This window comes from Streptomyces canus, from assembly GCF_041435015.1.
Lineage (GTDB): Bacteria > Actinomycetota > Actinomycetes > Streptomycetales > Streptomycetaceae > Streptomyces > Streptomyces canus_G.
In genome coordinates this window covers 3,535,828-3,560,444 of the sequence record NZ_CP107989.1, presented here as the reverse complement: position 1 = coordinate 3,560,444, position 24,617 = coordinate 3,535,828, and the positions used below count along the sequence as shown (strand labels likewise).

General features: G+C 69.1%; 20 protein-coding genes, 1 tRNA gene and 1 pseudogene. 19 read left to right on the top strand and 3 right to left on the bottom strand.

Going from position 1 to position 24,617, the window contains the following annotated elements:
* Positions 1-138: 138 nt before the first annotated feature.
* Both OG841_RS15735 and OG841_RS15730 read right to left on the bottom strand, forming a co-directional pair.
* The gene (locus tag OG841_RS15735) at positions 139-831 is read right to left on the bottom strand and encodes a response regulator (protein WP_266384891.1); all 693 of its coding nucleotides are present in this window, start codon (positions 829-831) and stop codon (positions 139-141) included.
* Entirely contained in the window at positions 828-2,024 is a 1,197-nt protein-coding gene (locus tag OG841_RS15730) for a sensor histidine kinase (RefSeq protein WP_371565784.1), read from the bottom strand. The genes OG841_RS15735 and OG841_RS15730 overlap by 4 nt, the downstream gene beginning before the upstream one ends.
* 896 nt (positions 2,025-2,920) lie before the next feature.
* Here OG841_RS15730 and OG841_RS15720 point away from each other — a divergent pair.
* From OG841_RS15720 to OG841_RS15700, 5 genes and pseudogenes are all read left to right on the top strand, one after another.
* Entirely contained in the window at positions 2,921-3,511 is a 591-nt protein-coding gene (locus OG841_RS15720) for a TetR/AcrR family transcriptional regulator (RefSeq protein ID WP_328977798.1), read from the top strand.
* Between the two features lie 81 nt (positions 3,512-3,592).
* The gene (locus tag OG841_RS15715; protein ID WP_328640911.1) at positions 3,593-4,645 is read left to right on the top strand and encodes an SDR family oxidoreductase; all 1,053 of its coding nucleotides are present in this window, start codon (positions 3,593-3,595) and stop codon (positions 4,643-4,645) included.
* A gap of 273 nt (positions 4,646-4,918) precedes the next feature.
* A complete protein-coding gene (locus tag OG841_RS15710; protein WP_328640912.1) occupies positions 4,919-5,821 on the top strand; it encodes an NADP-dependent oxidoreductase in 903 nt (300 codons plus the stop codon).
* 139 nt (positions 5,822-5,960) lie between these two features.
* Positions 5,961-6,131: pseudogene (locus tag OG841_RS15705) on the top strand (transposase); the annotation flags it as partial.
* A gap of 522 nt (positions 6,132-6,653) precedes the next feature.
* A complete protein-coding gene (locus tag OG841_RS15700) occupies positions 6,654-7,328 on the top strand; it encodes a hypothetical protein (RefSeq protein ID WP_371565778.1) in 675 nt (224 codons plus the stop codon).
* A 456-nt stretch (positions 7,329-7,784) separates the two neighbouring features.
* On the opposite strand, the gene OG841_RS15695 is transcribed toward OG841_RS15700, so the two are convergent.
* Positions 7,785-7,856: transfer RNA gene (locus OG841_RS15695), tRNA-Arg, on the bottom strand.
* 118 nt (positions 7,857-7,974) lie between these two features.
* Between OG841_RS15695 and OG841_RS15690 the strand changes: the two genes are divergently transcribed.
* The 14 genes from OG841_RS15690 (at position 7,975) to OG841_RS15625 (ending at position 24,433) form a co-directional block, all read left to right on the top strand.
* Positions 7,975-8,508, top strand: a complete 534-nt coding sequence (locus OG841_RS15690; protein WP_371565776.1) for a response regulator — start codon at positions 7,975-7,977, stop codon at positions 8,506-8,508.
* Between the two features lie 195 nt (positions 8,509-8,703).
* Positions 8,704-9,801, top strand: a complete 1,098-nt coding sequence (nrtL, locus tag OG841_RS15685) for an ArgS-related anticodon-binding protein NrtL (protein ID WP_371565774.1) — start codon at positions 8,704-8,706, stop codon at positions 9,799-9,801.
* 16 nt (positions 9,802-9,817) lie between these two features.
* Entirely contained in the window at positions 9,818-11,209 is a 1,392-nt protein-coding gene (lysA, locus tag OG841_RS15680; protein ID WP_328640916.1) for a diaminopimelate decarboxylase, read from the top strand.
* Positions 11,210-11,380: 171 nt separating this feature from the next.
* Positions 11,381-12,673, top strand: a complete 1,293-nt coding sequence (locus OG841_RS15675; RefSeq protein ID WP_266559544.1) for a homoserine dehydrogenase — start codon at positions 11,381-11,383, stop codon at positions 12,671-12,673.
* Between the two features lie 6 nt (positions 12,674-12,679).
* The gene (gene thrC, locus OG841_RS15670; RefSeq protein WP_057612092.1) at positions 12,680-13,738 is read left to right on the top strand and encodes a threonine synthase; all 1,059 of its coding nucleotides are present in this window, start codon (positions 12,680-12,682) and stop codon (positions 13,736-13,738) included.
* Between the two features lie 251 nt (positions 13,739-13,989).
* A complete protein-coding gene (gene thrB / locus OG841_RS15665; protein WP_069765543.1) occupies positions 13,990-14,919 on the top strand; it encodes a homoserine kinase in 930 nt (309 codons plus the stop codon).
* Between the two features lie 408 nt (positions 14,920-15,327).
* Positions 15,328-17,349: a transcription termination factor Rho gene (gene rho / locus OG841_RS15660; protein ID WP_328640917.1), complete on the top strand. Its 2,022-nt coding sequence runs from the start codon at positions 15,328-15,330 to the stop codon at positions 17,347-17,349.
* A 134-nt stretch (positions 17,350-17,483) separates the two neighbouring features.
* Positions 17,484-19,289 (top strand): trypsin-like serine protease, encoded by a 1,806-nt coding sequence (locus tag OG841_RS15655; protein ID WP_371570706.1) that lies wholly within the window; start codon positions 17,484-17,486, stop codon positions 19,287-19,289.
* Positions 19,290-19,496: 207 nt separating this feature from the next.
* Positions 19,497-20,582 carry an LCP family protein gene (locus OG841_RS15650; protein WP_371565769.1) on the top strand — a complete coding sequence of 362 codons (1,086 nt, stop codon included), beginning with the start codon at positions 19,497-19,499 and terminating at the stop codon, positions 20,580-20,582.
* 150 nt (positions 20,583-20,732) lie between these two features.
* Positions 20,733-20,951 carry a 50S ribosomal protein L31 gene (rpmE, locus tag OG841_RS15645; protein WP_328640919.1) on the top strand — a complete coding sequence of 73 codons (219 nt, stop codon included), beginning with the start codon at positions 20,733-20,735 and terminating at the stop codon, positions 20,949-20,951.
* A gap of 103 nt (positions 20,952-21,054) precedes the next feature.
* A complete protein-coding gene (prfA, locus tag OG841_RS15640) occupies positions 21,055-22,131 on the top strand; it encodes a peptide chain release factor 1 (RefSeq protein ID WP_266526956.1) in 1,077 nt (358 codons plus the stop codon).
* A gap of 94 nt (positions 22,132-22,225) precedes the next feature.
* The gene (gene prmC, locus OG841_RS15635) at positions 22,226-23,065 is read left to right on the top strand and encodes a peptide chain release factor N(5)-glutamine methyltransferase (protein ID WP_057612086.1); all 840 of its coding nucleotides are present in this window, start codon (positions 22,226-22,228) and stop codon (positions 23,063-23,065) included.
* 52 nt (positions 23,066-23,117) lie between these two features.
* A complete protein-coding gene (locus OG841_RS15630; RefSeq protein WP_328640920.1) occupies positions 23,118-23,765 on the top strand; it encodes an L-threonylcarbamoyladenylate synthase in 648 nt (215 codons plus the stop codon).
* Positions 23,762-24,433: an arsenate reductase/protein-tyrosine-phosphatase family protein gene (locus OG841_RS15625; RefSeq protein ID WP_328640921.1), complete on the top strand. Its 672-nt coding sequence runs from the start codon at positions 23,762-23,764 to the stop codon at positions 24,431-24,433. Before OG841_RS15630 ends, OG841_RS15625 begins: the two co-directional genes overlap by 4 nt.
* The last annotated feature ends 184 nt before the right edge of the window (positions 24,434-24,617 follow it).

Sequence of the window (24,617 nt, the reverse complement as noted above, 5' to 3'; positions counted from 1 at the left end):
ACCGCTGGTCCGATCGCTGCGTTGACAGTCACAGAGTCAACAAGAGAGCGCCGGTGCCGCACTTCACCCCTGGGTGGACACATCGTGTAGCTCGCTCGGGGGACAACGCTTTCGAGGACAACGAGGTTCGAGTCGGGCTCAGTCCCCACGCCCCGCCAACCCCGCCCGATACGCCAGGACCACCGCCTGGACGCGGTCGCGGAGGTTCAGTTTGGTGAGGATGCGGGAGACGTAGGTCTTCACGGTCTCAGGGCTGATGACCAACTCGGTGGCTATCTCGGCGTTGGACAGGCCCTCACTGATGAGGAGGAGGACCTCGTGCTCGCGGGGGGCGAGGACCTTGAGGCGGTCGCGTTCGGGAGACGCGGAGGCGGCGGAGGGGCGTAGGCGTTCGGCGAAGCGGCCGATCAGTGCGCGGGTGACGGCGGGGGCCAGGAGGGACTCACCGCGGGCAACGGTGCGTACCGCGTTGATCAGTTCGGGCGGTGCGGCGTCCTTCAGCATGAAGCCGCTGGCACCGGCGCGGAGTGCCTCGTACACGTACTCGTCGACGTTGAAGGTGGTGACGACCAGGATCTTCGCGGGGCTGAGGGAATCGGGGCCCGCCAGGTGGCGGGTGGCCTCGATTCCGTCGAGCAGGGGCATGCGAATGTCCATGACGACGACGTCCGGCTTCAGCTCCTCCGCGCTCCGGATCGCCGCTCGGCCGTCCACGGCCTCCCCCACGACCTCCATGTCGGGCTGGGCGGAGAGGATCGTGACGAAGCCGGTGCGTACGAGGGCCTGGTCCTCGCAGACCAGCACCCTGATCACGGCGGGCGGAACACTCACGCGGTACCTCCCGTGGGGATGCGTGCGTACACGCGGAACCCGCCCTCGGGGCGGGGCCCTGCCGCGAACTCGCCGCCCAACATCTCCACCCGTTCCCGCAGCCCGGTCAGGCCCCGGCCTCCCGAGACCTGCGGGGCGTCGTTGCGGAGGGCGGCGAACGCGGGCGCGCCGTCGGCCGTCCCGGCGGTGGTGACCTCGACGTCCGTCCAGCCGGGGGTGTGCGCGAGCCGTACCAGCGTTCGTTGGCCCGCGGCGTACTTCACAGCGTTCGTCAGGGATTCCTGCACGACGCGATACGCCGTGAGGTGGGCACCTATGGCCATGTCCGGCTGTTCTCCGTCCTCGACCAGCCAGATCGGCTGGCCGCCCGCTCGTGTCTGCTCCACCAGGTCGGGCACCCGGCCCGGCATCGGCGTCCGGGACGCCGAATCGCCGGTCGCCTCCAGCACGCCGAGCAGGAACCGGAGTTCGGCCAGCGCGCGGCGGCCGGTGCCGTTGATGGCGACGAGGGCCTCGTTGACGCGGTCCGGCGACTCGGTGACGTACTGCGCCGCGCCGGCCTGCACCACCATCGCGGTCACATGGTGGGTTACCACGTCGTGCAACTCCCGGGCCATGCGGCTGCGTTCCCCGGCGATGGCCGCCTGCGCGGACAGGAGCCGGCGCTCGGCCTCGCGTACCCGCCGCTCGCGGACCAGGACGCCCAGGGCCCACATCGCCGTCAGAGCCACGTAGTAGACCAGATAGTCGGTCAAGCCGTTGGGCGAATCCAACGTGTACAGGACGGCGCAGAGGACCGCGTATCCGCCCGTCGCCATCAGTGGTACGACCCGCGGGAGGGGTTCCTGGTGGGCACCCACCGAGTACAGCGCGATGTACAGCCCGAGGCTGCCGAAGGTCGGCGGGTAGCCGAGGGACTCGTGGACCGCGAACGAGATCCCCACCACCGCGAGACAGGCGGTCGGCCACCGGGTGCGCACCGCGAGCGGCAGGGTCTGCCCCAAGGTCACCAGCACGCTTCCGTCGGACGCGCCGTGGGCGGTAAGGGCGCCGAGTTCTGCCCCGATCCGCGACAGCGGCGCCGCGAACGACAGCACCGTGAAGACGAGCGCGAACTCGCGGTCCCTGGTGGCGGTGGGGCGTGATACCCACCACCGCGACAGCAGGCGGAGCCGGGCGGTTGCAGCGGACACCGGGCTCGTGCGTGCGAGGTCCGTTGGGGTGGGGGATGCAGAGCCCGATGGTGCACGGGCTGCTTGGTCTTCCATCATCCCCCATGATTCGGCGGGTCCAGCGCTGAGCGACTTGAGGACCGGGCCACGGCCCGCGGGCCGCCAGCCCGTTCGGTACGACCCGTCCGGCATCCGCACCACACGGCAGGGCAGGGCCGGGCAGGGCAGGGCCGGACAGTCTAGCCTCGCGCTTTCACGAGGTGAGCTGTCCGACTGGTGATCACGAAAGTGGAAAGCTCCTCTGACCAGCGAGAATGAGGATTACTGAAGTTCTTGTTCCCGCCGCCGTCGGGGGCACTTTCCAGGTGAAGAAGCGTATCGGGTCCTACCCGCGTGTCCGTATCGAGGGCGGCGGCAGGGCGGTGGTCTCACAGGTCGGGGTGGCCAGCGCATCCCGCTCGTGGACGCGATCCCGCGCATCCGGGGCCGGCGCGGCCGTCCCCGCCACAAGCCGAAGCGCCTGTATGCCGACCGAGGCTACGACTTCCGCAAGTACCGCCGACTCCTGTGGATCCGGTACCGGAACCCGCAACGCTTGATCGCCTACACCACGACGCGGAACGCGACCGGAGCACCTGCTCGCAGCACGGACACTCTCCGCAACTGACGCTTGCCGGGCGGGACTTGCAGGAGCGTGCGCACCCCGTATCTGGTCCCTCGGATGGACGACGCAGCGCGCGGTCGGGCTTCCGCCGATCACCCGGCCCTCCCAGACGGCGTCGAGACCACCGTGCCGACGCGCTTCGCGGCAGACTTGATAATCGCTTATCGAAAACGTACTGTCGAAAACGCGTTTTCGATCCTTGCCGTCCAGGTGGACGGGCGTGGACCGGCAACTTGGACGACGGGAATCACTGATGAGCAAGCAGGCACCGACCTCCAACCGGCGCAAGCGGCTGACGGAGGAGCGCGAGCGCGAGATCCTCGACGTCACCTTCGACCTGGTCGCCGAGGTCGGCTACGAGCAGGCGACCGTGGACGAGGTGGCCAGACGGACGAAAGCGAGCACGGCCACGCTGTACCGGCAGTGGGAGAACAAGCCCAAGCTTGTGATCACGGCGATGATGGCGCGCAAGTACCCGCCGCTGCCGCACATCGACGCCGGAAGCCTCCGCGATGACCTGGTGGCGCTGGCCCGCATGATGCCGGCACCGCACCGCAAGGGTGCTCCGACCCTGGGAATCTGGCAGGCGGTCGTGTCCGACCCGGCCCTCGCCCAGGCACTGCGGGATGTCCTGTTTGCCCCCTACCTCGACGCGCTGCGCACCATCCTGGCCCGGCACGTCGAGCGCGGAACGATCCGTCCCGACAATCCGGCCCTGGCGCACTCCGAGATGTTCCTGATGGGCAGCGTCTTCGTGGAGAAGCTCTTCACCGGCACCGAGGCCGACGCCGACCAGCTCATCGCGGTGATGGACGCCCTGCTGTTGCCGGCGCTGACCAGTTAGCCGCAGCTGCCCCCTTCCTCGCCATGGCCGACGCCCTCGGGGCCGGCCAGGACGAGGACAAGAAGACAAAGGAACTTGGCCATGAGCAGCACTTCGACCGATACCGTCCTGGTCACCGGAGGCTCCGGCTTCCTGGGCGGCCGCGTGATCGCCCAGGCACTCGGTGAGGGCTACCAGGTCCGCACCACCGTGCGGACCCTCAGCCGCGAGGCGCAGGTCCGCACGGACCTGGAGGCCATGGGCGTGGATGCGGGTGAGCGGCTCACTTTCGTGGAGGCGGACCTCACCGCGGATGAGGGATGGGCCGAGGCGGTGGCGGGCGGCCGCTACATCCTGCACACCGCCTCCCCCTTCCCGAGCGGCGAGCCCGACCACGAGGACGACCTGATCGTCCCGGCCCGGGAAGGCACGCTGCGCGTGTTGCGTGCCGCCCGCGACGCAGGCGTCGAACGCGTTGTGGTCACCTCCTCGTTCGCCGCCGTCGGCTACGGCAGGCCCGCCACCGAACGGCCCTTCACCGAGAACGACTGGACCGCCCCGGACAGCGACATCCCCGCCTACATCAGGTCCAAGGCGCTGGCCGAGCGAGCCGCCTGGGACTTCGTCGAGCGCGAGGGCGATGGCCTCCAGCTCGCCACCGTCGCCCCGGTCGGCATCTTCGGCCCCGTCGTCGGCAGCGACCACTCCTCCTCGATCAACATGATCACCGGCCTGTTCAGTGGCGCCATGCCGGGCGTACCCCGCCTGTACTTCGCCGTCGTCGATGTCCGGGACGCAGCCGACCTGCACCTGAAGGCCATGACCGACCCCAGGGCAGCCGGCGAACGCTTCATCGCCGCCGCTGGCGACGCCGTCTCTCTGCACCAGATCGCACTCGCCATCCGCGACCGGCTCGGCGACGCAGCCAGTGCCGTCCCGGCCACCGAGCTTCCGGACGAGACGGTACGCAAGGCCGCCGAGGCCAACCCGGCACTGAAGGGCGTGCTGTCCAACCTCGGCAAGATCCGCCACGTCAGCAACGACAAGGCCCGAACCGTTCTCGACTGGAATCCCCGTAGCAGCGACGACGCCGTCGCGGCCACCGCCGAAAGCCTCCTGGAGCTCGGCCTCCTGCCCGTCGCGCATCCCGCATAGGCACAAGCGCATTTGATCTCTTACCTGCTCGACACAGTCCACGGCAGTCGGCGTCCCGAAGGCTGATCCAAGGCGCCCGACCCGCCGTTCACGCGCGAGCCGAGTTCGGGACGGTGTGTGAACGGAGGGCTTGCGCAAGCGCCTGTGGGCACCGATGCCGATGCTCTGCCCCGCCGGCCCCGCCTGGCCCGCTACAACCGGGCCTGATGTACGGCCCACCGGAACGCTTTCAACGGCGTTACACGGAATCATGGACTTCACGACGGAGGAAACATGCCAAAAGCGATCACGCTGACCGACCTCGGCGGTCCTGACGTGCTGCGATGGGCTGATGTCCCGCTTCCCCAGCCGGGCGAGGGGCAGATCAGGGTGAAGGTGAAAGCCGCGGGCGTCGGCCCGACCGACCTGGCCCTGCGGTCGGGTCGACTCAAGGCCTTTTCGCTACGGCGAAACGCCGTACTCGGCTTCGAGGCAGCCGGCACTGTCGACGCAGTCGGGCCCGGAGTGAACGGAACGCAGATCGGCGAAGAAGTAGCAGCACTGCTTTTCGACCTTGGTGGCTACGCTGAATACGCGGTTGCCTCGATGTGGGTCGAGAAGCCGCCTTCCGTCCCGTGGGCTGCCGCAGCCTCTCTGCCGGCCTCGGCGGAGGCGGCAGCAGGGGTTCTGCGGCAGATGGCGGTGAAGACGGGCGACACGCTGCTGATCCTCGGTGGTGGTGGGGCTGTCGGCTTGATCGCAACGCAGTTGGCTGTCGCTCAGGGCATCAAAGTGGTGAGTGCCGTAGGCGCGCGGGACGACGCACTGGTCACGTCCCTGGGTGCCACGCCCGTACGCTACGGCGCGGAGTTGGTGGACGCGGTCCGGAGTGTCGGGGCTGTCGACTTCGCGTTCGACGCGTCTGGCAAGGGAGTGCTGGCGGACGCGATCGCGTTGACCGGAGCCGCCGACCGCGTCATCACCTTGTCCGACCCCGCTGCGGGGGACTTCGGTGTCAGGCTGTCACATCCCAGTCCGGAGCGGGCTCCTCACGCGTTGGAGGACACCATGTCCATGCTGGCGCGGGGGCGGCTCCGGCTGCGGGAGTACAGAACCATGCGCATGCGGGACGCCAGCGAGGCGCACCGTCTGCTCGAAGGCGGTCAGGTGCACGAGCGCGTCGTACTGACCCTCTGATCACGACTCCAGGCATTAATCAGCCTCCCGCTTTCACGAAGTGGGCTGCCCGACTCGTGATCATGAAAGCAGAAGTACCTCTGACCAGCGAGAATGAGGATTGCTGAGGTCCTTGTCCCGCCACCGCCGGAGGCACCAGGTGAAGAAGCGTATCGGGTCCTACCCGCGTGTCCGCGTAGAGGGCGGCGGTCGCGCACTGGTTTCGCAGGCGGGTGCGGTGCTGCTGGTCGAGACGGTCCGCAAGACCGGTCTGGATGCGGCGTTCTCGGCGGCGCTTGAGCCGTGGCGGAAGGCCCGGGCGGTGCACGATCGACGCGACAGCCGGGCATTCAACCTGCCCAGACTCCGAAAACCCCCATCAACACCCACCCCAAAGGGCCCGCCAGCAAGCGCGCGGACCCTCATGAACGATCGAGGCTAGCCCGGCGAATGTGGCGCCCGGTGGCAGAGGGTTCCCCCAGAAGAGAACAACCTGGTAGTTCCCTCGGAGGGGCGGTGGATGCTGCAAGTGCCCACCCTGTGGTGACGATTCGCAGTGCTCGCGGCCCGTAGTCGGATTGTCCCACCTTCCAAGCGTGGGTCTGAGTCGGTCATTCGTAAGATCGTCGGGGCCCGGGGGTTCCGGGTATGGCTGTGAGCTTGTCGCCGTCTGACGACTCAAATGACTTGGCCGCCCGGAGCCCCGCGACGACTCGACCGCTCAGAGGGCATTTGCTTTAGGTGGATAGCCCTGTATGCCCGAGGTTAGCCGTTGTTAGCCGTGTACTCATGCCGTTGACCATACGGACCAACGCCGCGAGCGGAGAGCTGTGATCGAGGGCAGATTAAGAACATGACTGGCAGCAGTGAGGGAGAGGCAGCGTCCAGGAGGAATGTTCTCGATGCCGTCCACAAGTGGGCTGCCACTGCCGCTGCTGTCGTCGCCCTGGCTCTTTCCGCCTACAACTTCGCAGACCTCCAAGAGCAGCCTAAAGTAGATGTGACACTACCTCATCTCTTTCGTATCGGGCTGGATGGTGCAGATGCTCACTTTTATGTTCAGCCGACAGTGTCTTCCAGGATCAAGACCCAAGATGTCGACGTCATTCGCGACGCACATCTCCAACTGACTCCCAGCGGTTCAATTTCGTCATCGAAGAGGCCGGACTTCTATTGGAAAGAGGTTGGTGTATGGGATTTCGATCCGGTCAAAGAATTTATCTCGTATCGATGGTCTGCCGATCCGGCCCCGTTCATCGTGAGTCAGGACAAGCCTCAGCAGCCGACATTCTTGTTCCAGGCAGGCAGGTGGGGCTTCCAGCCTGGCCGGTATGAGGGATCGCTTAAATTGCGCCGGACGGCGGAACGTAGTCCGCTGACCAAAAAATTCTGCCTGATCATGTCAGAGAGAGCTGTCAAGGAGATCCGAAGCGGAGCTCATGACCGGTCGATCTATTTTTTCCGCAACGATCTTCCTAAGTTCGCATCCAGAAAATATTCGGGCTGCTATGTGAGGGAAACAGACTGAGATCCCCGACTGTCCCGCAGTTCCGAAATGTGCTTCGAGTGGCGACCCTCGGCCGAGCGAACGGAGCTCCCCTCCAGGGGGATATGCCGCCGTTCCAGGAGCAGGTTCCATGGCCGGTGGAGTGGGAGGCGGAGCCATCCGTACAAACTGTGACGGCGGGGGCCGGTAGCTGAAGTCGACCGCCGGACTGGGCTGGGGAGCGGCAGTCGGCGTGCGGGTAGCTGGTTGCGGCGTGTGCGGGCGGCGCTGGCCTTCCGGGGCGGTATCGAAGGCGTTGGGGGAGGCCGGACGGAACCCATAGGCAGCGCGCACGTAACGGCCGTAGGGTCACACGCTCCTCACACGCAAACCATGAGAGACAACGAGAAAGAGCGGGAGTCAGTGAGACTGACTCCCGCTCCCTCATGTCGGCATCCGCCCAGCTCAGCGCGTGATTCTTGCTGGCTGTGTGGCGAGTGCCCCCGGCAGGATTCGAACCTGCGCACACGGCTCCGGAGGCCGTTGCTCTATCCCCTGAGCTACGGGGGCGTGTCGGGCGCGGAGTTGGTGGCTCGCGGCGACGGGTAGAACACTACCAGCTCCCTCGGGGTGATCAGGAACGGGTTTCGCGGCGGTGCCCCGGTGTGGGTTCCCCGGTGGGGTGGAAGTGGGGAAAACCCGGACGCGGTGGCCGGTCCGCACCTACTCTCGAGTTGTGCCAGGCGCGTCGGGTCGGGTGCTTGTTGTGGACGACAACAAGGTCATCCGGCAGTTGATCAGGGTCAATCTCGAGCTGGAGGGTCTCGAGGTCGTGACCGCGGCCGATGGTGTCGAGTGTCTGGATGTCGTTCATCAGGTGCGGCCCGATGTCGTGACCCTCGATGTGGTCATGCCGCGGCTGGACGGACTGCGGACCGCCGCGCGGCTGCGTTCCGACCCCCGGACGGCTCACCTTCCCCTCGCCATCGTCAGTGCCTGTACGCGGCACGAGGTCGACAGCGGTCTCGACGCCGGCGTCGACGCCTTCCTCGCCAAGCCCTTCGAGCCCGCCGAACTCGTACGGCTCGTACGGCAGTTGATGGAGCAGAGCACGCAAGAGCGGCTTCCCGGCGCCGGTGCCGCCGGTGCCGAGGACGGTCGCCTGGTCGGGGGCGTCCTCGGAGGCGGAGACGCCGAGCGGGCCGGTCGCGCCGGCGGCTGATCACCCGGACAGCGGTTCCCCATGACATCGCCCTCTCCAGTGACGTCGACCTCCCCCGTGACGTCGACCTCCCCAGAGGGGCGGACACCCCTGTTCCCCCTTGCCCCCCGGCCTGCGACGGTCGACCGTCCACATCCCGGACCTCCGCCCAAACCCGCTCGCCTTCCCACCCCCCTCCTCCCATACGCTTGTCCCGTGACCCCCGTCGAGCTCTCCCGTACCGTGCTGCGCGCGGTGCGTCGTGCTGTCGACGACGGGGAGCTGGACGTGGCCGTGCCGGGGCGGACCAGCCTCACGCCCCCGGGACCCGGTGGCTGTGGTGACTACGCCACCAACGTCGCCCTCCAGCTCGCCCGGCCCGCCGGGCAGCCACCGCTCCGGGTCGCCGAGATCCTCCGGGAACGCCTCGTCCGGACGGACGGCATCAGCGACGTCGTCGTCACCGGACCCGGGTTCCTCAACATCAGCCTGCGGGGGACCGAGACGGCCCTCGTACGGGAGATCCTGCTGAGCGGTCATCGGTACGGTCACGCCGACCGGCCCACCGGCCGGCTCGTGCAGCTGCACGCCCCCCACGAGGTCCGCGCCGTCGTCGTCATGGACGCTGTCGCCCGCATCCTCCGTTCCCAGGGCGCCCTCGTCCGCACCAGCTGTGCCGAGAGGCCCGAGCCCGAGTGGGGGCACATCCTCGGCGTCCACATCGACGCATACGGCACCCCCGACGCCCCCGCTCCCCTCGACGTCAACGTGCGCCCCGTACCGGCGGCCCCCGCCGACCCCACCCCCCTCGGCCGGGACGCCGCCCGCTGGGCCCTTCTCCACCCGGCCCTCCACGACCGGCCCCGCATCACCGCCGACCACCTGGTCCAGCGCGAGAGCAACCCTCTCTTCCGCGTCCGGTACGCCCACGCCCGCACCCGGGCGCTCACCCGCAATGCCGCCGACCTGGGCTTCCACGCCGAGCCCGGGGACACAGACCTATGGGGCGCACAGGCAGCCGTACCGGAAACCGTCGTACAGGGCACACACGACACGACCGCCCTGCGGCACGCCCTCGCCGATCACCCCCGCGTCCTCCAGGCGGCCGCCGCGCACCACGCCCCCGACCGCCTGGCCCGGCATCTCGTCACCGTCGCCGACGCCGTTCTCCCTTTTCTCGCCGCCGTCCTTCCTCGTGGTGCGGAGAAACCCTCGGCCGCCCACCGTGCCCGGCTCGCGCTCGCCGAAGCCGCCGGGGCGGTGCTGGCCGGTGGCCTGTCCCTGCTCGGCATCGACGCACCCGAACACCTCTAGAGAGCCAGTCAAGAAGATGAGCCGTTCCGCACATCCCGCCGGGCCCCGGCACGCCGACGTCCTTCCCGAGGGCCACTACTCCGCCCCGCCCGCCGACCTCAACAGCCTCGACCCCAAGGTCTGGGCCCAGACGGTCGGCCGTGACGAGGACGGCGTCGTCACCGTCGGCGGCATCGACGTCAAGACCCTCGCCGAGGAGCACGGCACCCCCGCCTACGTCGTCGACGAGGCCGACTTCCGGGCCCGGGCGCGTGCGTGGCGCGGTGCCTTCGGGACCGATGCCGACGTCTTCTACGCAGGCAAGGCGTTCCTCTCCCGGGCCGTCGTGCGCTGGCTGCACGAAGAGGGCCTCAATCTCGACGTCTGCTCCGGCGGCGAGCTCGCCACCGCCCTCTCCGCGGGCATGCCCGCCGACCGCATCGCCTTCCACGGCAACAACAAGTCCACCGAGGAGATCCGCCGCGCGATCACCGAAGGCGTCGGACGCATCGTCCTCGACTCCTTCCAGGAGATCGTCCGCGTCGCCCACATCGCCCAGAGCCTGGGGAAGCGCCAAAGGGTCCAGATCCGTATCACCGTCGGCGTCGAGGCCCACACCCACGAGTTCATCGCCACCGCCCACGAGGACCAGAAGTTCGGTATTCCGCTCGCCGGCGGGCAGGCCGCCGAGGCCGTGCGGCGGGCGCTGAAGCTCGACGGTCTCGAGCTCATCGGGATTCACTCCCACATCGGGTCGCAGATCTTCGACATGTCCGGCTTCGAGGTCGCGGCCCATCGAGTGGTCGGGCTGCTCAAGGACGTCCGTGACGAGCACGGTGTCGAGCTGCCGGAGATCGACCTCGGGGGTGGCCTCGGCATCGCCTACACCAGCGACGACGACCCCAGCGAGCCGCACGAGATCGCCAAGGCGCTGACCGAGATCGTCACGAGGGAGTGCGAGGCCGCCAAGCTGCGGACCCCGAGGATCTCCGTCGAGCCCGGGCGCGCCATCGTCGGCCCCACCGCCTTCACGCTCTACGAGGTCGGCACCATCAAGCCCCTCGACGGACTGCGCACCTACGTCTCCGTGGACGGCGGCATGTCCGACAACATCCGCACCGCGCTGTACGACGCCGAGTACACCGTCGCCCTCGTGTCCAGGACCAGCGACGCCCAGCCCATGCTCGCCCGCGTCGTCGGCAAGCACTGCGAGAGCGGGGACATCGTGGTCAAGGACGCGTTCCTGCCGGCCGACCTGGCACCGGGTGACCTCATCGCCGTACCGGCGACGGGTGCCTACTGCCGTTCCATGGCGAGCAATTACAACCACGTGCTGCGTCCGCCGGTCGTCTCCGTCCACGAGGGCGAGTCCCGGGTCATCGTCCGCCGTGAGACGGAGGAGGACCTGCTGCGGCTCGACGTCGGATGACCGGAAAGGCGAAGACGGAAAGCGGAGAAGGAAAAGCGGAGAAGGAAGATCTACGGTCTTCGGCCCCCGTACAAATGAAATAGATGTCTCATAATCCGGACGAGGGGCAGAAACTCCCGTCCGGTGAGTGAGACTGGTCCCACCGTAGACGGTATGAGGAAACGAGGTCGGATGATGCGTACGCGTCCGCTGAAGGTGGCGCTGCTGGGCTGTGGAGTGGTCGGCTCAGAAGTGGCGCGCATCATGACGACGCACGCCGACGACCTCGCCGCCCGGATCGGGGCCCCCGTCGAGCTCGCGGGGGTCGCGGTACGGCGGCCCTCCAAGCTCCGTGAGGGCATTCCGCAGGAACTCGTCACCACCGACGCCACCGCCCTCGTCAAACGCGGGGACATCGACGTCGTGGTCGAGGTCATCGGCGGCATCGAACCCGCCCGCACCCTCATCACCACCGCCTTCGAGCACGGCGCCTCCGTCGTCTCCGCCAACAAGGCGCTCCTCGCCCAGGACGGCGCCGCCCTCCACGCGGCGGCCGGACAGCACGGCAAGGACCTCTATTACGAGGCCGCCGTCGCCGGTGCCATCCCGCTGATCCGTCCGCTGCGCGAGTCCCTCGCCGGCGACAAGGTGAACCGAGTGCTCGGCATCGTCAACGGAACGACGAACTTCATCCTCGACAAGATGGACTCCACGGGGGCCGGCTATCAGGAGGCCCTCGACGAGGCCACGGCCCTCGGGTACGCGGAAGCCGACCCGACCGCCGACGTCGAGGGGTTCGACGCCGCCGCCAAGGCCGCCATCCTCGCCGGAATCGCCTTCCACACGCGCGTGCGTCTCGACGACGTCTACCGCGAGGGCATGACCGAGGTCACCGCGGCCGACTTCGCCTCCGCGAGGAACATGGGCTGCACCATCAAGCTGCTCGCCATCTGTGAGCGGGCCGAGGACGGGCAGTCCGTCACCGCGCGCGTGCACCCCGCGATGATCCCGCTGAGTCACCCGCTGGCCTCCGTGCGCGGCGCGTACAACGCCGTGTTCGTCGAGTCCGACGCCTCCGGCCAGCTGATGTTCTACGGCCCGGGCGCGGGCGGCGCCCCCACCGCCTCCGCCGTCCTCGGTGACCTCGTCGCCGTCTGCCGCAACCGGCTCAGCGGCACGACCGGACCGGGTGAGTCCGCGTACACCGCCCTCCCCGTCTCGGGCATGGGTGAGGTCGTCACGCGCTACCACATCAGCCTCGACGTGGCGGACAAACCGGGTGTTCTCGCCCAGGTCGCGACCGTGTTCGCCGAGCACGGGGTGTCCATCGATACCGTTCGGCAGCAGGGGAAGGACGGCGAGGCATCTCTCGTCGTCGTCACGCACCGCGCGTCCGACGCCGCCCTGGGCGGGACCGTCGAGGCGTTGCGCAAGCTCGACACCGTGCGGGGTGTCGCCAGCATCATGCGGGTTGAAGGAGAGTAACGAGCAATGACCCACCAGTGGCGCGGAATCATCGAGGAGTACCGGGACCGGCTGCCCGTCTCCGACACCACGCCGGTCGTGACGCTCCGCGAGGGCGGCACGCCCCTCGTGCCCGCGCAGGTGCTCTCCGAGCGCACCGGGTGCGAGGTCCACCTCAAGGTGGAGGGCGCCAACCCCACCGGGTCCTTCAAGGACCGCGGTATGACCATGGCGATCACGCGGGCCAAGGAGGAGGGCGCGAAGGCGGTCATCTGCGCCTCCACCGGCAACACGTCGGCGAGCGCCGCCGCCTACGCCGTACGCGCGGGCATGGTCTCCGCCGTACTCGTTCCGCGAGGGAAGATCGCGCTCGGCAAGATGGGCCAGGCGCTCATCCACGGCGCGAAGATCCTCCAGGTCGACGGAAACTTCGACGACTGCCTCACCCTGGCCCGCGCGCTGAGCGACAACTACCCGGTGGCGCTGGTCAATTCGGTCAACCCGGTGCGCATCGAGGGCCAGAAGACCGCCGCCTTCGAGATCGTCGACATGCTCGGCGACGCGCCCGACATCCACGTCCTCCCGGTCGGCAACGCCGGCAACATCACGGCGTACTGGAAGGGCTACAAGGAGTACGCCGCCGACGGGGTGGCCGCCAGGACGCCCCGGATGTGGGGCTTCCAGGCCTCCGGCAGCGCCCCGATCGTGCGCGGCGAGATCGTCAAGGACCCGTCGACCATCGCCACCGCCATCCGTATCGGCAACCCCGCCTCCTGGCAGTACGCCCTCGCGGCGAAGGAGGAGTCCGGCGGGTTCATCGACGAGGTGACGGACCGTGAGATCCTGCGCGCCTACCGGCTGTTGGCCGCTCAGGAGGGTGTCTTCGTGGAGCCCGCCTCCGCCGCGTCCGTGGCCGGTCTGCTGAAGGCCGCCGAGCAGGGCAAGGTCGACCCGGGCCAGCGGATCGTGTGCACGGTCACCGGCAACGGCCTCAAGGACCCCGACTGGGCCGTCGCGGGCGCCCCGCAGCCCGTCACCGTCCCGGTCGACGCGGCCACCGCGGCCGAGCGCCTCGGGCTCGCCTGAGCACCCGGCCCACGTCGTCCGAGCAGGGAATCCCTAGGAGGGGTGCACAGGGGGCTTACGACACGCATCGTGCGCCTCCTGTGCGCCCTATGTCGCCACAGAACCTTCCTTCGATAGGCTGTACCGAACCCGCCCGCTGCATATGCCCTCGCGTACAGCGGGGTGCCGCGTCGTTTCCGCGGCCGGCCGGGTCTTCGTACGTCATCGAATGTCATTCGACAATCACGCAGCTCAAGGAGAGTCATCGAGAGATGGCCGGTCCCGCATTCCGCGCCGCCGCCGTCCGGGTGCGCGTCCCCGCCACCAGCGCCAACCTCGGCCCGGGCTTCGACGCCCTCGGCCTCTCGCTGGGGCTCTACGACGACGTCGTCGTCCGGGTGGCCGACTCAGGGCTGCACATCGACATCGCGGGGGAGGGGAGCGAGACGCTCCCGCGTGACGAAAACCACCTTCTCGTACGCTCCCTGCGCACCGCCTTCGATCTGCTGGGCGGCCAGCCGCGCGGCCTGGAGATCGTCTGCGCCAACCGCATCCCGCACGGCCGGGGCCTCGGCTCCTCCTCGGCCGCCATCTGCGCCGGAATCGTCGCCGCGCGCGCCGTGACCATAGGCGGCGAGGCCCGGCTCGACGACACCGCGCTCCTGGAGCTCGCCACCGAGATCGAGGGCCACCCCGACAACGTGGCCCCGTGCCTGCTCGGCGGCTTCACGGTCGCCTGGATGGAGGCCGGCGCCGCCCGGGCGATCCGGCTGGAGCCCGACGATTCCATCGTTCCGGTGGTTTTCGTGCCCGGAAAGCCCGTCCTGACCGAGACCGCGCGCGGACTGCTCCCGCGCACCGTGCCGCACGTCGACGCCGCCGCCAACGCCGGCCGTGCCGCGCTGCTCGTCGAGGCCCTCACCAGGCGCCCCGAGCTGCTGCTGCCGGCCACCGAGGACCGGCTCCACCAGGAGTACCGCGCTCCGGCCATGCCGGAGAGCGCCGCACTGGTGGAGCGGCTGCGGGCCGACGGAGTCCCGGCAGTCATCTCAGGGGCAGGGCCCACCGTGCTCGCGCTGGTCGACGCCGACAGCGCCGACAAGGTGGCCCATCTGGCGGGCGGGGGCTGGGCCGCCAACCGGCTGGAGCTCGACGCCCAGGGGGCCTGTGTGCTCCCGCTCGCGGCCGCCAGTGACATGTGAGATCCGGCGTGTGCCGGATTTCGAGAGGGGGAATGTTTGTTGGATCCGGTAGTGTTAATCTCAAGTCTGCACCCGACCCCACCATGGCGAGGTGCTTCACGTCCCCGTCCGGGACAGACATTCTTCCGGGAGCCTCCCAAGCCGCACAGCGTTCCGTACGACGTACATGGGCAGTACCTCGTACGCGAGCACTGAGCGACTTGCCGGGCACGCTCCGGAACCGGTGTGACCAAGCCACGTGACACGGACACTCAGTGCCACGGCTCTCGGAAGCGCCGTCACCACATTCCTCCGCCACTCAGGCGGACCACCGCCCCGGCACGGTCCACAAGGATGGGACCGCCGTCGGACAGCACAAACGGTCGCCGAGCCAGACAGGCCGACGTCCGCTCCAGGGAAGGACCCTTCGTGAGCGACACCACCGATCTGATGGGCGCACGTGTCGAGGAGACCGCTGCCGCGCCCTCCACGGACGCCTCCGCGCCTGCCACCGGTGCCGGCTCCCGGCGGCGCCGCGGTACCGGCCTCGACGGCATGGTGCTGGCCGAGCTGCAGCAGGTCGCATCCGGCCTCGGTATCAGGGGCACCGCGCGTATGCGCAAGAGCCAGCTGATCGAGGTCATCAAGGAGGCGCAGGCCGGGGGAGGTGCCGCGGCTCCCAAGGCGGAGACCGCCACCGAGACCAAGCCGAAGCGCCGCGCCACCTCCAAGGCCCGTACGGGCGATGCCGCCGAGAAGAAGGCGGAGGCGAAGGCCGAGGCCCCCGCCGAGAAGGCCGTGGCCCAGCAGCAGATCGAGATCCCCGGGCAGCCGGCCAGCGACGACGCTCCCGCGGAGCGCCGTCGTCGCCGCGCCACCGCCGAGGCCGGCGCCCCCGCGGGCGGCACCGAGACGGTCGTGGCCGAGGCGAAGAGCGAGCCCAAGGCCGAGACGCCGGCGCAGCAGCAGCCGCAGGGCGACGCCGGTGACGGCGACGGCCGTGGCCGCCGCGACCGCCGTGACCGTGACCGCGGTCGTGACCGCGGCGAGCGGGGCGACCGTGGGGACCGCGGGGACCGTCGCAAGAGCGACGACCAGCAGGGCCAGGGCGGTCAGCGCCAGCAGCAGAACCAGCAGCAGGGCGGCGGCCGTCCGGACCGCCAGGACCGTCAGCAGCGCGACAACGGTCCGCAGGACGACGACGACTTCGAGGGCGGCCGCCGCGGCCGTCGAGGCCGTTACCGGGACCGTCGTGGCCGTCGTGGCCGTGACGAGATCGGTGGCGCGGGCGAGCCGCAGATCAATGAGGACGACGTCCTGATCCCGGTCGCGGGCATCCTGGACATCCTCGACAACTACGCCTTCATCCGTACGTCGGGCTACCTGCCGGGCCCCAACGACGTGTACGTCTCCCTCGCCCAGGTCCGCAAGAACGGCCTGCGCAAGGGCGACCACGTCACCGGTGCGGTGCGTCAGCCCAAGGACGGCGAGCGGCGCGAGAAGTTCAACGCGCTGGTCCGCCTGGACTCGACCAACGGCATGGCCCCCGACTCGGGGCGCGGGCGCCCGGAGTTCAACAAGCTGACGCCGCTGTACCCGCAGGACCGCCTCCGCCTGGAGACGGACCCCGGCATCCTCACGACCCGCATCATCGACCTCGTCGCGCCGATCGGTAAGGGCCAGCGCGGTCTGATCGTGGCCCCGCCGAAGACCGGCAAGACCATGATCATGCAGGCGATCGCCAACGCGATCACGCACAACAACCCCGAGTGCCACCTGATGGTCGTCCTGGTCGACGAGCGTCCGGAAGAAGTCACCGACATGCAGCGGTCGGTGAAGGGCGAGGTCATCTCCTCGACCTTCGACCGTCCGGCCGAGGACCACACCACGGTCGCCGAGCTCGCCATCGAGCGAGCCAAGCGTCTGGTGGAGCTGGGCCACGACGTGGTCGTGCTGCTCGACTCCATCACGCGTCTGGGCCGTGCGTACAACCTCGCCGCGCCCGCCTCCGGCCGCATCCTGTCCGGTGGTGTCGACTCGACCGCCCTGTACCCGCCGAAGCGCTTCTTCGGTGCGGCCCGCAACATCGAGGACGGCGGTTCGCTGACCATCCTCGCCACCGCGCTGGTGGACACCGGGTCCCGCATGGACGAGGTGATCTTCGAGGAGTTCAAGGGCACGGGCAACGCCGAGCTCAAGCTCGACCGGAAGCTCGCCGACAAGCGCATCTTCCCGGCGGTGGACGTCGACGCGTCCGGTACCCGTAAGGAAGAGATCCTGCTCGCTCCCGACGAGCTCGGGATCGTATGGAAGCTGCGCCGGGTGCTGCACGCCCTCGACCAGCAGCAGGCGGTCGAGCTGCTTCTCGACAAGATGAAGCAGACGAAGTCGAACGCCGAGTTCCTGATGCAGATCCAGAAGACGACGCCGACGCCGGGCAACGGCGACTGACGTCAAGCGTTCGGAAAGAGGGCCGCCCCCTGTTGTCAGGGGGCGGCCCTCTTTGGTTTACGATCACGCTCTTCGGTCGAATTTTCGATCTCTGAACTTCTGATCCCCAGGGGGGGACCCGCATGGGCATATCCATGTCCGGAGGCGCCGGGCGCCACAGACGGCGGCTCCGGATCGCTCTGCCCGTCGCCGTGGCCGCCGCGCTGCTGGCCACGTCGGCGAACGCCGCCACCGTCGTGCCCGAGCCGCAGGCGCCGGCCACGGCCGCCACGGCCGCCACCGTCGCGTCCACGCCGTCGCAGACCGAGCTCGAGCGGCGGATCGCCGGTGCCACGGCGGCCGAGGACACCTCCGGGACGACGACCCGGTCGCCGATGAGCGGTGGCACGGTCGACTCCGCCGTCTCGCCGATGGTCATCGGCGGTACGACGACCACCATCAGCTCGGCCCCGTGGATGGCCCAGCTCTGGTACACCGACGACCAGGGCACCACCGACACCAGTGACGACACCGGCTTCTTCTGCGGCGGTGCCGTCGTCGCGCCGACGAAGATCCTCACCGCCGCGCACTGCGTCAAGGGCGCCGACTGGGCCAAGGGCGGCGCCGTGGTGACCGGGGCCACGCAGCTGCCCTCCGACGACGGCGACCTGCACGGCGGCACCGCGACGGCCGTGCTGCGGCAGTGGTACCACCCGTCGTACAACGCAGACACCATCGACAACGACATCGCGGTCCTGACCCTGGCGGTCCCCGTCAAGGCCACCCCGATCCGTATGACGACGTCCACCGACACCGCCTCGTACGACCCCGCCACGACCGGCGCCAAGAGCGCCAAGGTCTACGGCTGGGGCCGCACCAGCTCCACCAGCGACGACATCTCCCCGACCCTGAAGACGGCCACGCTGCCCATCAAGTCGGACACGACCTGCGCCGCGGCCTACGGCTCCTGGTTCATCAAGGGGCACATGACCTGCGCCGGACCGCCCGCCAGCGGCAGCGACTCCGGTACGACCGCCATCTGCAGCGGTGACTCAGGCGGCCCCCTCGTCGTGAACGGGCGGATCGTCGGCGTCGTCTCCTGGAACGTCACGGACTGCGTCGCCAAGGGCGCCTACAGCGTCTTCACCAAGGTCAGCAAGTACGTCGGCGCCGCCTATCCGCGCGTCGACGACACCAACCTCAGCTTCGACCACAAGGCCGACCTGTGGATGCGCAAGTCCTCCACCAAGGTCGGCTACGAGCAGGACTCCAAGGGCACCACCCTCGGCGCCCGGCAGTCCTGGGGCGACTGGAACGGGGTGAACCTCGTCCGGCAGACCGACCTCAACCGGGACGGCTACCAGGACCTCATGTACCGCGTCTCCGCCACCGGTGACGTCTACTGGCTGCGGTTCCTCCCCTCCACCGGGGCCTGGGCCGACCCGAAGAAGGTCTTCACCGACTGGCGGACCCGCACCCGGATCGTCACGCCGGGCGACGTCACCGGCGACTACAAGCCCGACCTGCTCTCGGTCGACTCCGCGGGCGTCCTGTGGATCTACCCCGGCAAGGGCGACGGCAGCTTCGCGGCCCGGGTGCGGGTCGGCGGCGGCTGGAGCCAGTACAACCAGCTGCTCGGTCACGGCGACTTCACCGGCGACGGCAAGGCGGACGTGCTCGCCCGCAACAAGAGCACCGGCGACCTCTACCTGTACAAGGGCACCGGCAAGTCCGGCACGGGCGTCTTCGCGGCCCGGGTCAAGGTGCGCACGAACTGGAGCGGCTACAACGCCTTCGACGCCGTCGGTGACATCACCGGCGACGGCAGGGCCGACCTCGTGGCCCGCACCGCGGGTGGCACGCTCTATCTGTACAAGGGCACCGGCAAGGCGACCAGCGAGATCTTTGCCACAAGGGCCAGTGTGGGGACCGGTTTCCAGCAGTACGACATCTTTGGCTGAAACCGCTGGTGAACAGGGCTTGCCCTGATGATTCTGTGACGTGCTGTGACCGCAGCTTCACGTGGTGGTCACAGCACGTTGTGCAACCCTTTCTCGAGTTTCGCCGTCTGACCAGGCGGAGCGACCATGGTGCGGTACGGGTCTTTTGGTGACCACGTCTGACCCTGAAAGCAGGGGGTAACCGACCGGACGAGATTCGAGGAGCGCATGTCAGCCGAGGGCAATGGCAAGGGACGTCGTCGCAAACCCCGCAGCAAGGGGCGAAAGGGCCTGTTGATCACGGCCTGGGTCGCCGCGGGGATCGTCGTGCTGGGCGGTACTGGGGCGGGTTACCTGTACTTCAAGCTCAACGGCAACATCAAGAGCGTCGACATCGACCAGGTCCTCGGCAGTGAGCGGCCCACGAAGGTCGACAACGGCTCCGAGAACATCCTCGTCCTGGGCTCGGACACCCGCTCCGGCTCCAACAAGAAGCTCGGCGGCGGCACCGACGACGGCAGCGCCCGCTCCGACACCGCGATGATCATCCACGTGTACGAGGGCCACAAGAAGGCCACCGTGGTCTCCATACCGCGCGACACCCTGATCAACCGCCCCCAGTGCACCGACACCGGCGGCAAGGAGCACGACGCCGCGTCGGACGTCATGTTCAACTCCGCGTACACCACCGGTGGCGCGGCCTGTGCCGTCAAGACCGTCGAGTCCATGACCGACATCCGCATGGACCACTACCTGGAGGTCGACTTCAGCGGCTTCGAGAAGCTGGTCGACGAACTCGGCGGGGTCACGGTCACCACGACCAAGGACATCAAGGACACCGACAGCCACCTGGACCTCAAGGCCGGCCCGCACGAACTCACCGGCGCCCAGGCGCTCGGTCTCGTCCGCACCCGGCACGGCGTCGGCGACGGGTCCGACCTCGGCCGAATCCAGCTCCAGCAGGCCTTCATCAAGGCGCTGGTCAAGCAGGTCAAGAGCGTCGGCGTGCTGACCAGCCCCAAGAAGCTGTACGACCTCGCGAACACCGCCACCAAGGCCGTCACCACCGACTCCGACCTCGGCTCGGTCAACTCCCTGGTCTCCTTCGCGAGCGGCCTCAAGCACATCAGCCCGTCGGACATGACCATGGTCACGATGCCGGTCCGCTACGACCCGGCGAACCCGAACCGCGTGATCGTGCAGGAGACCAAGGCCAGCCAGATCTGGACGGCCCTGGAGAACGACCGGACGATTCCGAAGTCGGCCACCGAAGGCACCGCGACGGGCCAGGCCAAGGGCGTCGTCACGTCGTAGGACCCCGTCTGCCGAGGGCGGGGAATAGATCGCGGTGCCCCCTCGTTTTGGGGGATGCGGCCAGTCCTGGCAGACTGGTACGTCGGCCCCGGTTCACGCCCCCGCAGCCCGCGGCGGCGACCCGGCGCCCTCCCGAAACTAGGAGACACCTTGAAGCGCGACATCCACCCCGAGTACGTCGATACGCAGGTCAGCTGCACCTGTGGCGCGTCGTTCATCACCCGTAGCACGATCCAGAGCGGCACCATCCGCGCCGAGGTCTGCTCCGAGTGCCACCCGTTCTACACGGGCAAGCAGAAGATCCTCGACACCGGTGGCCGTGTGGCCCGCTTCGAGGCCCGCTTCGGCAAGGCTGCTGCCAAGAAGTAGCGAGCCACCAGCGCCGGTCCACGCCGCACTCCTCGGAGTGCGCCGGGACCGGCGTTTTTGGTCGCCCGCCTTCCCCCTTCATCCGCAGTACAGGAGCCCTGAGATGTTCGAGGCCGTCGAGGAACTCGTCGGTGAGCACGCCGACCTGGAGACGAAGCTCGCCGACCCGTCGGTCCACTCCGACCAGGCCAACGCGCGCAAGCTGAACAAGCGCTACGCCGAGCTCACCCCGATCGTCGCCACGTACCGCTCCTGGAAGCAGACCGGCGACGACATCGAGACCGCCCGCGAACTGGGCGCCGACGACCCGGAGTTCGCCGCCGAGGTCAAGGAGCTGGAGAAGGCCCGCGACGAGCTGACGGAGAAGCTGCGGCTTCTCCTCGTCCCGCGCGACCCCAGCGACGACAAGGACGTCATCCTCGAGATCAAGGCGGGCGCGGGCGGCGACGAGTCCGCGCTGTTCGCCGGCGACCTGCTGCGCATGTATCTCCGGTACGCCGAGCGCGTCGGCTGGAAGACCGAGATCATCGACGCCACCGAGTCCGAGCTGGGCGGCTACAAGGACGTCCAGGTCGCCGTGAAGACCAAGGGTGGCCAGGGTGCCACCGAGCCCGGCCAGGGCGTCTGGGCCCGGATGAAGTACGAGGGCGGCGTGCACCGCGTGCAGCGCGTCCCGGCGACCGAGTCCCAGGGTCGTATCCACACCTCCGCGGCCGGTGTGCTGGTCACCCCCGAGGCGGAGGAGGTCGACGTCGAGATCAACCCCAACGACCTCCGCATCGACGTCTACCGCTCCTCAGGTCCCGGCGGGCAGTCCGTCAACACGACCGACTCCGCCGTGCGTATCACGCACATTCCCACCGGAGTCGTCGCCTCCTGCCAGAACGAGAAGAGCCAGCTGCAGAACAAGGAGCAGGCCTTGCGTATCCTGCGCTCCAGGCTGCTCGCGGCGGCGCAGGAGGAGGCGGAGAGGAATGCCGCCGACGCCCGGCGCAGCCAGGTCCGCACCGTCGACCGCTCCGAGAAGATCCGCACGTACAACTTCCCGGAGAACCGCATCTCGGACCACCGCGTCGGCTTCAAGTCGTACAACCTGGACCAGGTCCTGGACGGCGACCTCGACGCGGTGATCCAGGCCTGCGTCGACGCGGACTCGGCGGCGAAGCTGGCGGCCGCGTAAAGGCCGCCGAAGAGGTACCTACGCACGGCCGAGTACGACACGGAGGACTTGCGTGCAGCCATCATTTGGGGGACGACCCCCAAACCCCCGCGGCTTGCTGCTCGCAGAGGTGGCCCAGGCCACCCAGCGGCTGGCCGACGCCGGCGTGCCCTCGCCGCGCAACGACGCGGAGGAGCTCGCCGCGTTCGTGCACGGCGTGAAGCGGGGCGAGCTGCACTCCGTGAAGGACGCGGACTTCGACGCCCGCTACTGGGAGACCATCGCGCGCCGTGAGCAGCGCGAGCCGCTCCAGCACATCACCGGTCTCGCCTACTTCCGGTACCTCGAACTCCAGGTGGGACCCGGTGTGTTCGTGCCGCGGCCCGAGACGGAGTCCGTGGTCGGCTGGGCCATAGACGCCGTACGCGCGATGGACGTCGTCGAGCCGTGCATCGTCGACCTGTGCACCGGCTCCGGCGCCATCGCGCTCGCCCTGGCCCAGGAGGTCCCGCGCTCCCGCGTGCACGCCGTGGAGCTGTCGGAGGAAGCGCTGCGGTGGACCCGTAAGAACGTCGAGGGCTCGCGGGTCGACCTGCGGCAGGGCAACGCCCTGGACGCCTTCCCCGACCTCGACGGCCATGTCGACCTGGTGATCTCCAACCCGCCCTACATCCCGCTCACCGAGTGGGAGTACGTCGCTCCCGAGGCGCGGGACTACGATCCCGAACTCGCCCTGTTCTCGGGGGAGGACGGCCTCGACCTCATCCGCGGTCTGGAACGGACCGCACACCGGCTCCTGCGCCCCGGAGGTGTCGTCGTCATCGAGCACGCCGACACCCAGGGCGGCCAGGTGCCGTGGATCTTCACCGAGGAGCGGGGCTGGGCCGACGCGGCCGACCACCCCGACCTCAACAACCGCCCCAGGTTCGCGACGGCCCGCAGGGCGATGCCGTGAGCCGCACTCCCCAGACTTCAGAGCAGTACGTGTACGAGGAGGCCCGCTAGATATGGCACGGCGATACGACACCAACGACGCGACCGACCGCACGACCGGTCTGCGCGAAGCCGCGTCCGCCGTCCGCCGTGGCGAGCTCGTGGTCCTCCCGACCGACACGGTGTACGGCATCGGCGCCGACGCGTTCTCCTCCGAGGCCGTCTCCGACCTCCTGGAGGCCAAGGGCCGGGGCCGCAACATGCCCACCCCCGTGCTGATCGGCTCCCCGAACACCCTCCACGGTCTCGTCACCGACTTCTCCGAGCTGGCCTGGGAACTCGTCGACGCCTTCTGGCCGGGCGCGCTCACCCTCGTCGCCAAGCACCAGCCGTCCCTCCAGTGGGACCTGGGTGACACGAGGGGCACGGTGGCCGTCCGTATGCCGCTGCACCCGGTCGCCATCGAGCTGCTGACCGAGGTCGGTCCCATGGCGGTCTCCTCCGCCAACCTGACCGGTCACCCCTCGCCGGAGACCTGCGACGCCGCGCAGGAGATGCTCGGCGACTCGGTCTCCGTCTACCTCGACGGCGGCCCGACCCCCGGCAACGTCCCCTCCTCGATCGTCGACGTCACCCGCGAGGTGCCCCTGCTGCTGCGCGCGGGCGCGATCTCCGCGGACGAGCTCAGGAAGGTCGTACCCGACCTCGAGGTGGCGAATTGACGGCCCCTGACGCGGGGCGTGGCATATGGGACGGGGAAGAGACGCGGACCTTCACAGGGCTCCCGCGTGACAGCTTCCGCATCCTCCACGTCAGCACCGGCAACGTGTGCCGCTCGCCGATCACCGAGCGGCTGACCCGGCATGCCCTGGCGGACCGGCTCGGCGACCCGCTGTGGGGCGGCCTGGTCGTGGAGAGCGCGGGGACCTGGGGCCACGAGGGCGCGCCCATGGAGGCCAACGCGGAGGCCGTGCTTGCCGAGTTCGGCGCGGACGCCTCCGGCTTCACGGGCCGGGAACTGCTGGACGAACACGTGATCATGGCGGACCTGGTCCTGACCGCCACCCGCGACCACCGTCAGCAGGTGATCTCGATGGGCCACTCGGCGGGCCTGCGCACCTTCACGCTGAAGGAGTTCACCCGTCTGGTGAAGGCGATAGACACGGCGACCCTGCCGCCTCTCGAGGAGGGCCTGGTGATCCGCGCACGCGCCCTGGTCCGTGCGGCGGCCGCTCTACGCGGGTGGCTCCTGGCCCCGACCGCCGAGGCCGACGAGGTCTTCGACCCGTACGGAGCACCGCTGCCCTTCTTCCGCTCGATCGGGGACGAGATAAACGAGGCGCTGGATCCGGTGGTGACGGCGCTGACGGGGGTTCCTGCGCGCGCGTGACGCAGGGCGGGACCCGAGCCGGCGGACGGAGTCCGACGCAGCGGCCCGAAGCCCGGGAGGCCCGCCGGGGCCGAGCGGTGCGAGGGGCGCGTTGGGGATGGGGCTGAACGAGGCGCTGGATCCTGTCGTCACCGCGCTCACGGGTGTACCCGCAAGGACGTAACGACCGGGCACCCCACGGGCC

What these genes read in the sequence shown, in the direction of transcription:
- thrC (WP_057612092.1), top strand. Translation starts at nt 12,680, where the DNA reads ATGACCCACCAGTGGCGCGGAATCATCGAGGAGTACCGGGACCGGCTG.
- OG841_RS15655 (WP_371570706.1), top strand. Translation starts at nt 17,484, where the DNA reads ATGTCCGGAGGCGCCGGGCGCCACAGACGGCGGCTCCGGATCGCTCTG.
- OG841_RS15710 (WP_328640912.1), top strand. Translation starts at nt 4,919, where the DNA reads ATGCCAAAAGCGATCACGCTGACCGACCTCGGCGGTCCTGACGTGCTG.
- OG841_RS15700 (WP_371565778.1), top strand. Translation starts at nt 6,654, where the DNA reads ATGACTGGCAGCAGTGAGGGAGAGGCAGCGTCCAGGAGGAATGTTCTC.
- thrB (WP_069765543.1), top strand. Translation starts at nt 13,990, where the DNA reads ATGGCCGGTCCCGCATTCCGCGCCGCCGCCGTCCGGGTGCGCGTCCCC.
- lysA (WP_328640916.1), top strand. Translation starts at nt 9,818, where the DNA reads ATGAGCCGTTCCGCACATCCCGCCGGGCCCCGGCACGCCGACGTCCTT.
- OG841_RS15630 (WP_328640920.1), top strand. Translation starts at nt 23,118, where the DNA reads ATGGCACGGCGATACGACACCAACGACGCGACCGACCGCACGACCGGT.
- OG841_RS15675 (WP_266559544.1), top strand. Translation starts at nt 11,381, where the DNA reads ATGATGCGTACGCGTCCGCTGAAGGTGGCGCTGCTGGGCTGTGGAGTG.
- OG841_RS15720 (WP_328977798.1), top strand. Translation starts at nt 2,921, where the DNA reads ATGAGCAAGCAGGCACCGACCTCCAACCGGCGCAAGCGGCTGACGGAG.
- OG841_RS15650 (WP_371565769.1), top strand. Translation starts at nt 19,497, where the DNA reads ATGTCAGCCGAGGGCAATGGCAAGGGACGTCGTCGCAAACCCCGCAGC.
- prfA (WP_266526956.1), top strand. Translation starts at nt 21,055, where the DNA reads ATGTTCGAGGCCGTCGAGGAACTCGTCGGTGAGCACGCCGACCTGGAG.
- OG841_RS15715 (WP_328640911.1), top strand. Translation starts at nt 3,593, where the DNA reads ATGAGCAGCACTTCGACCGATACCGTCCTGGTCACCGGAGGCTCCGGC.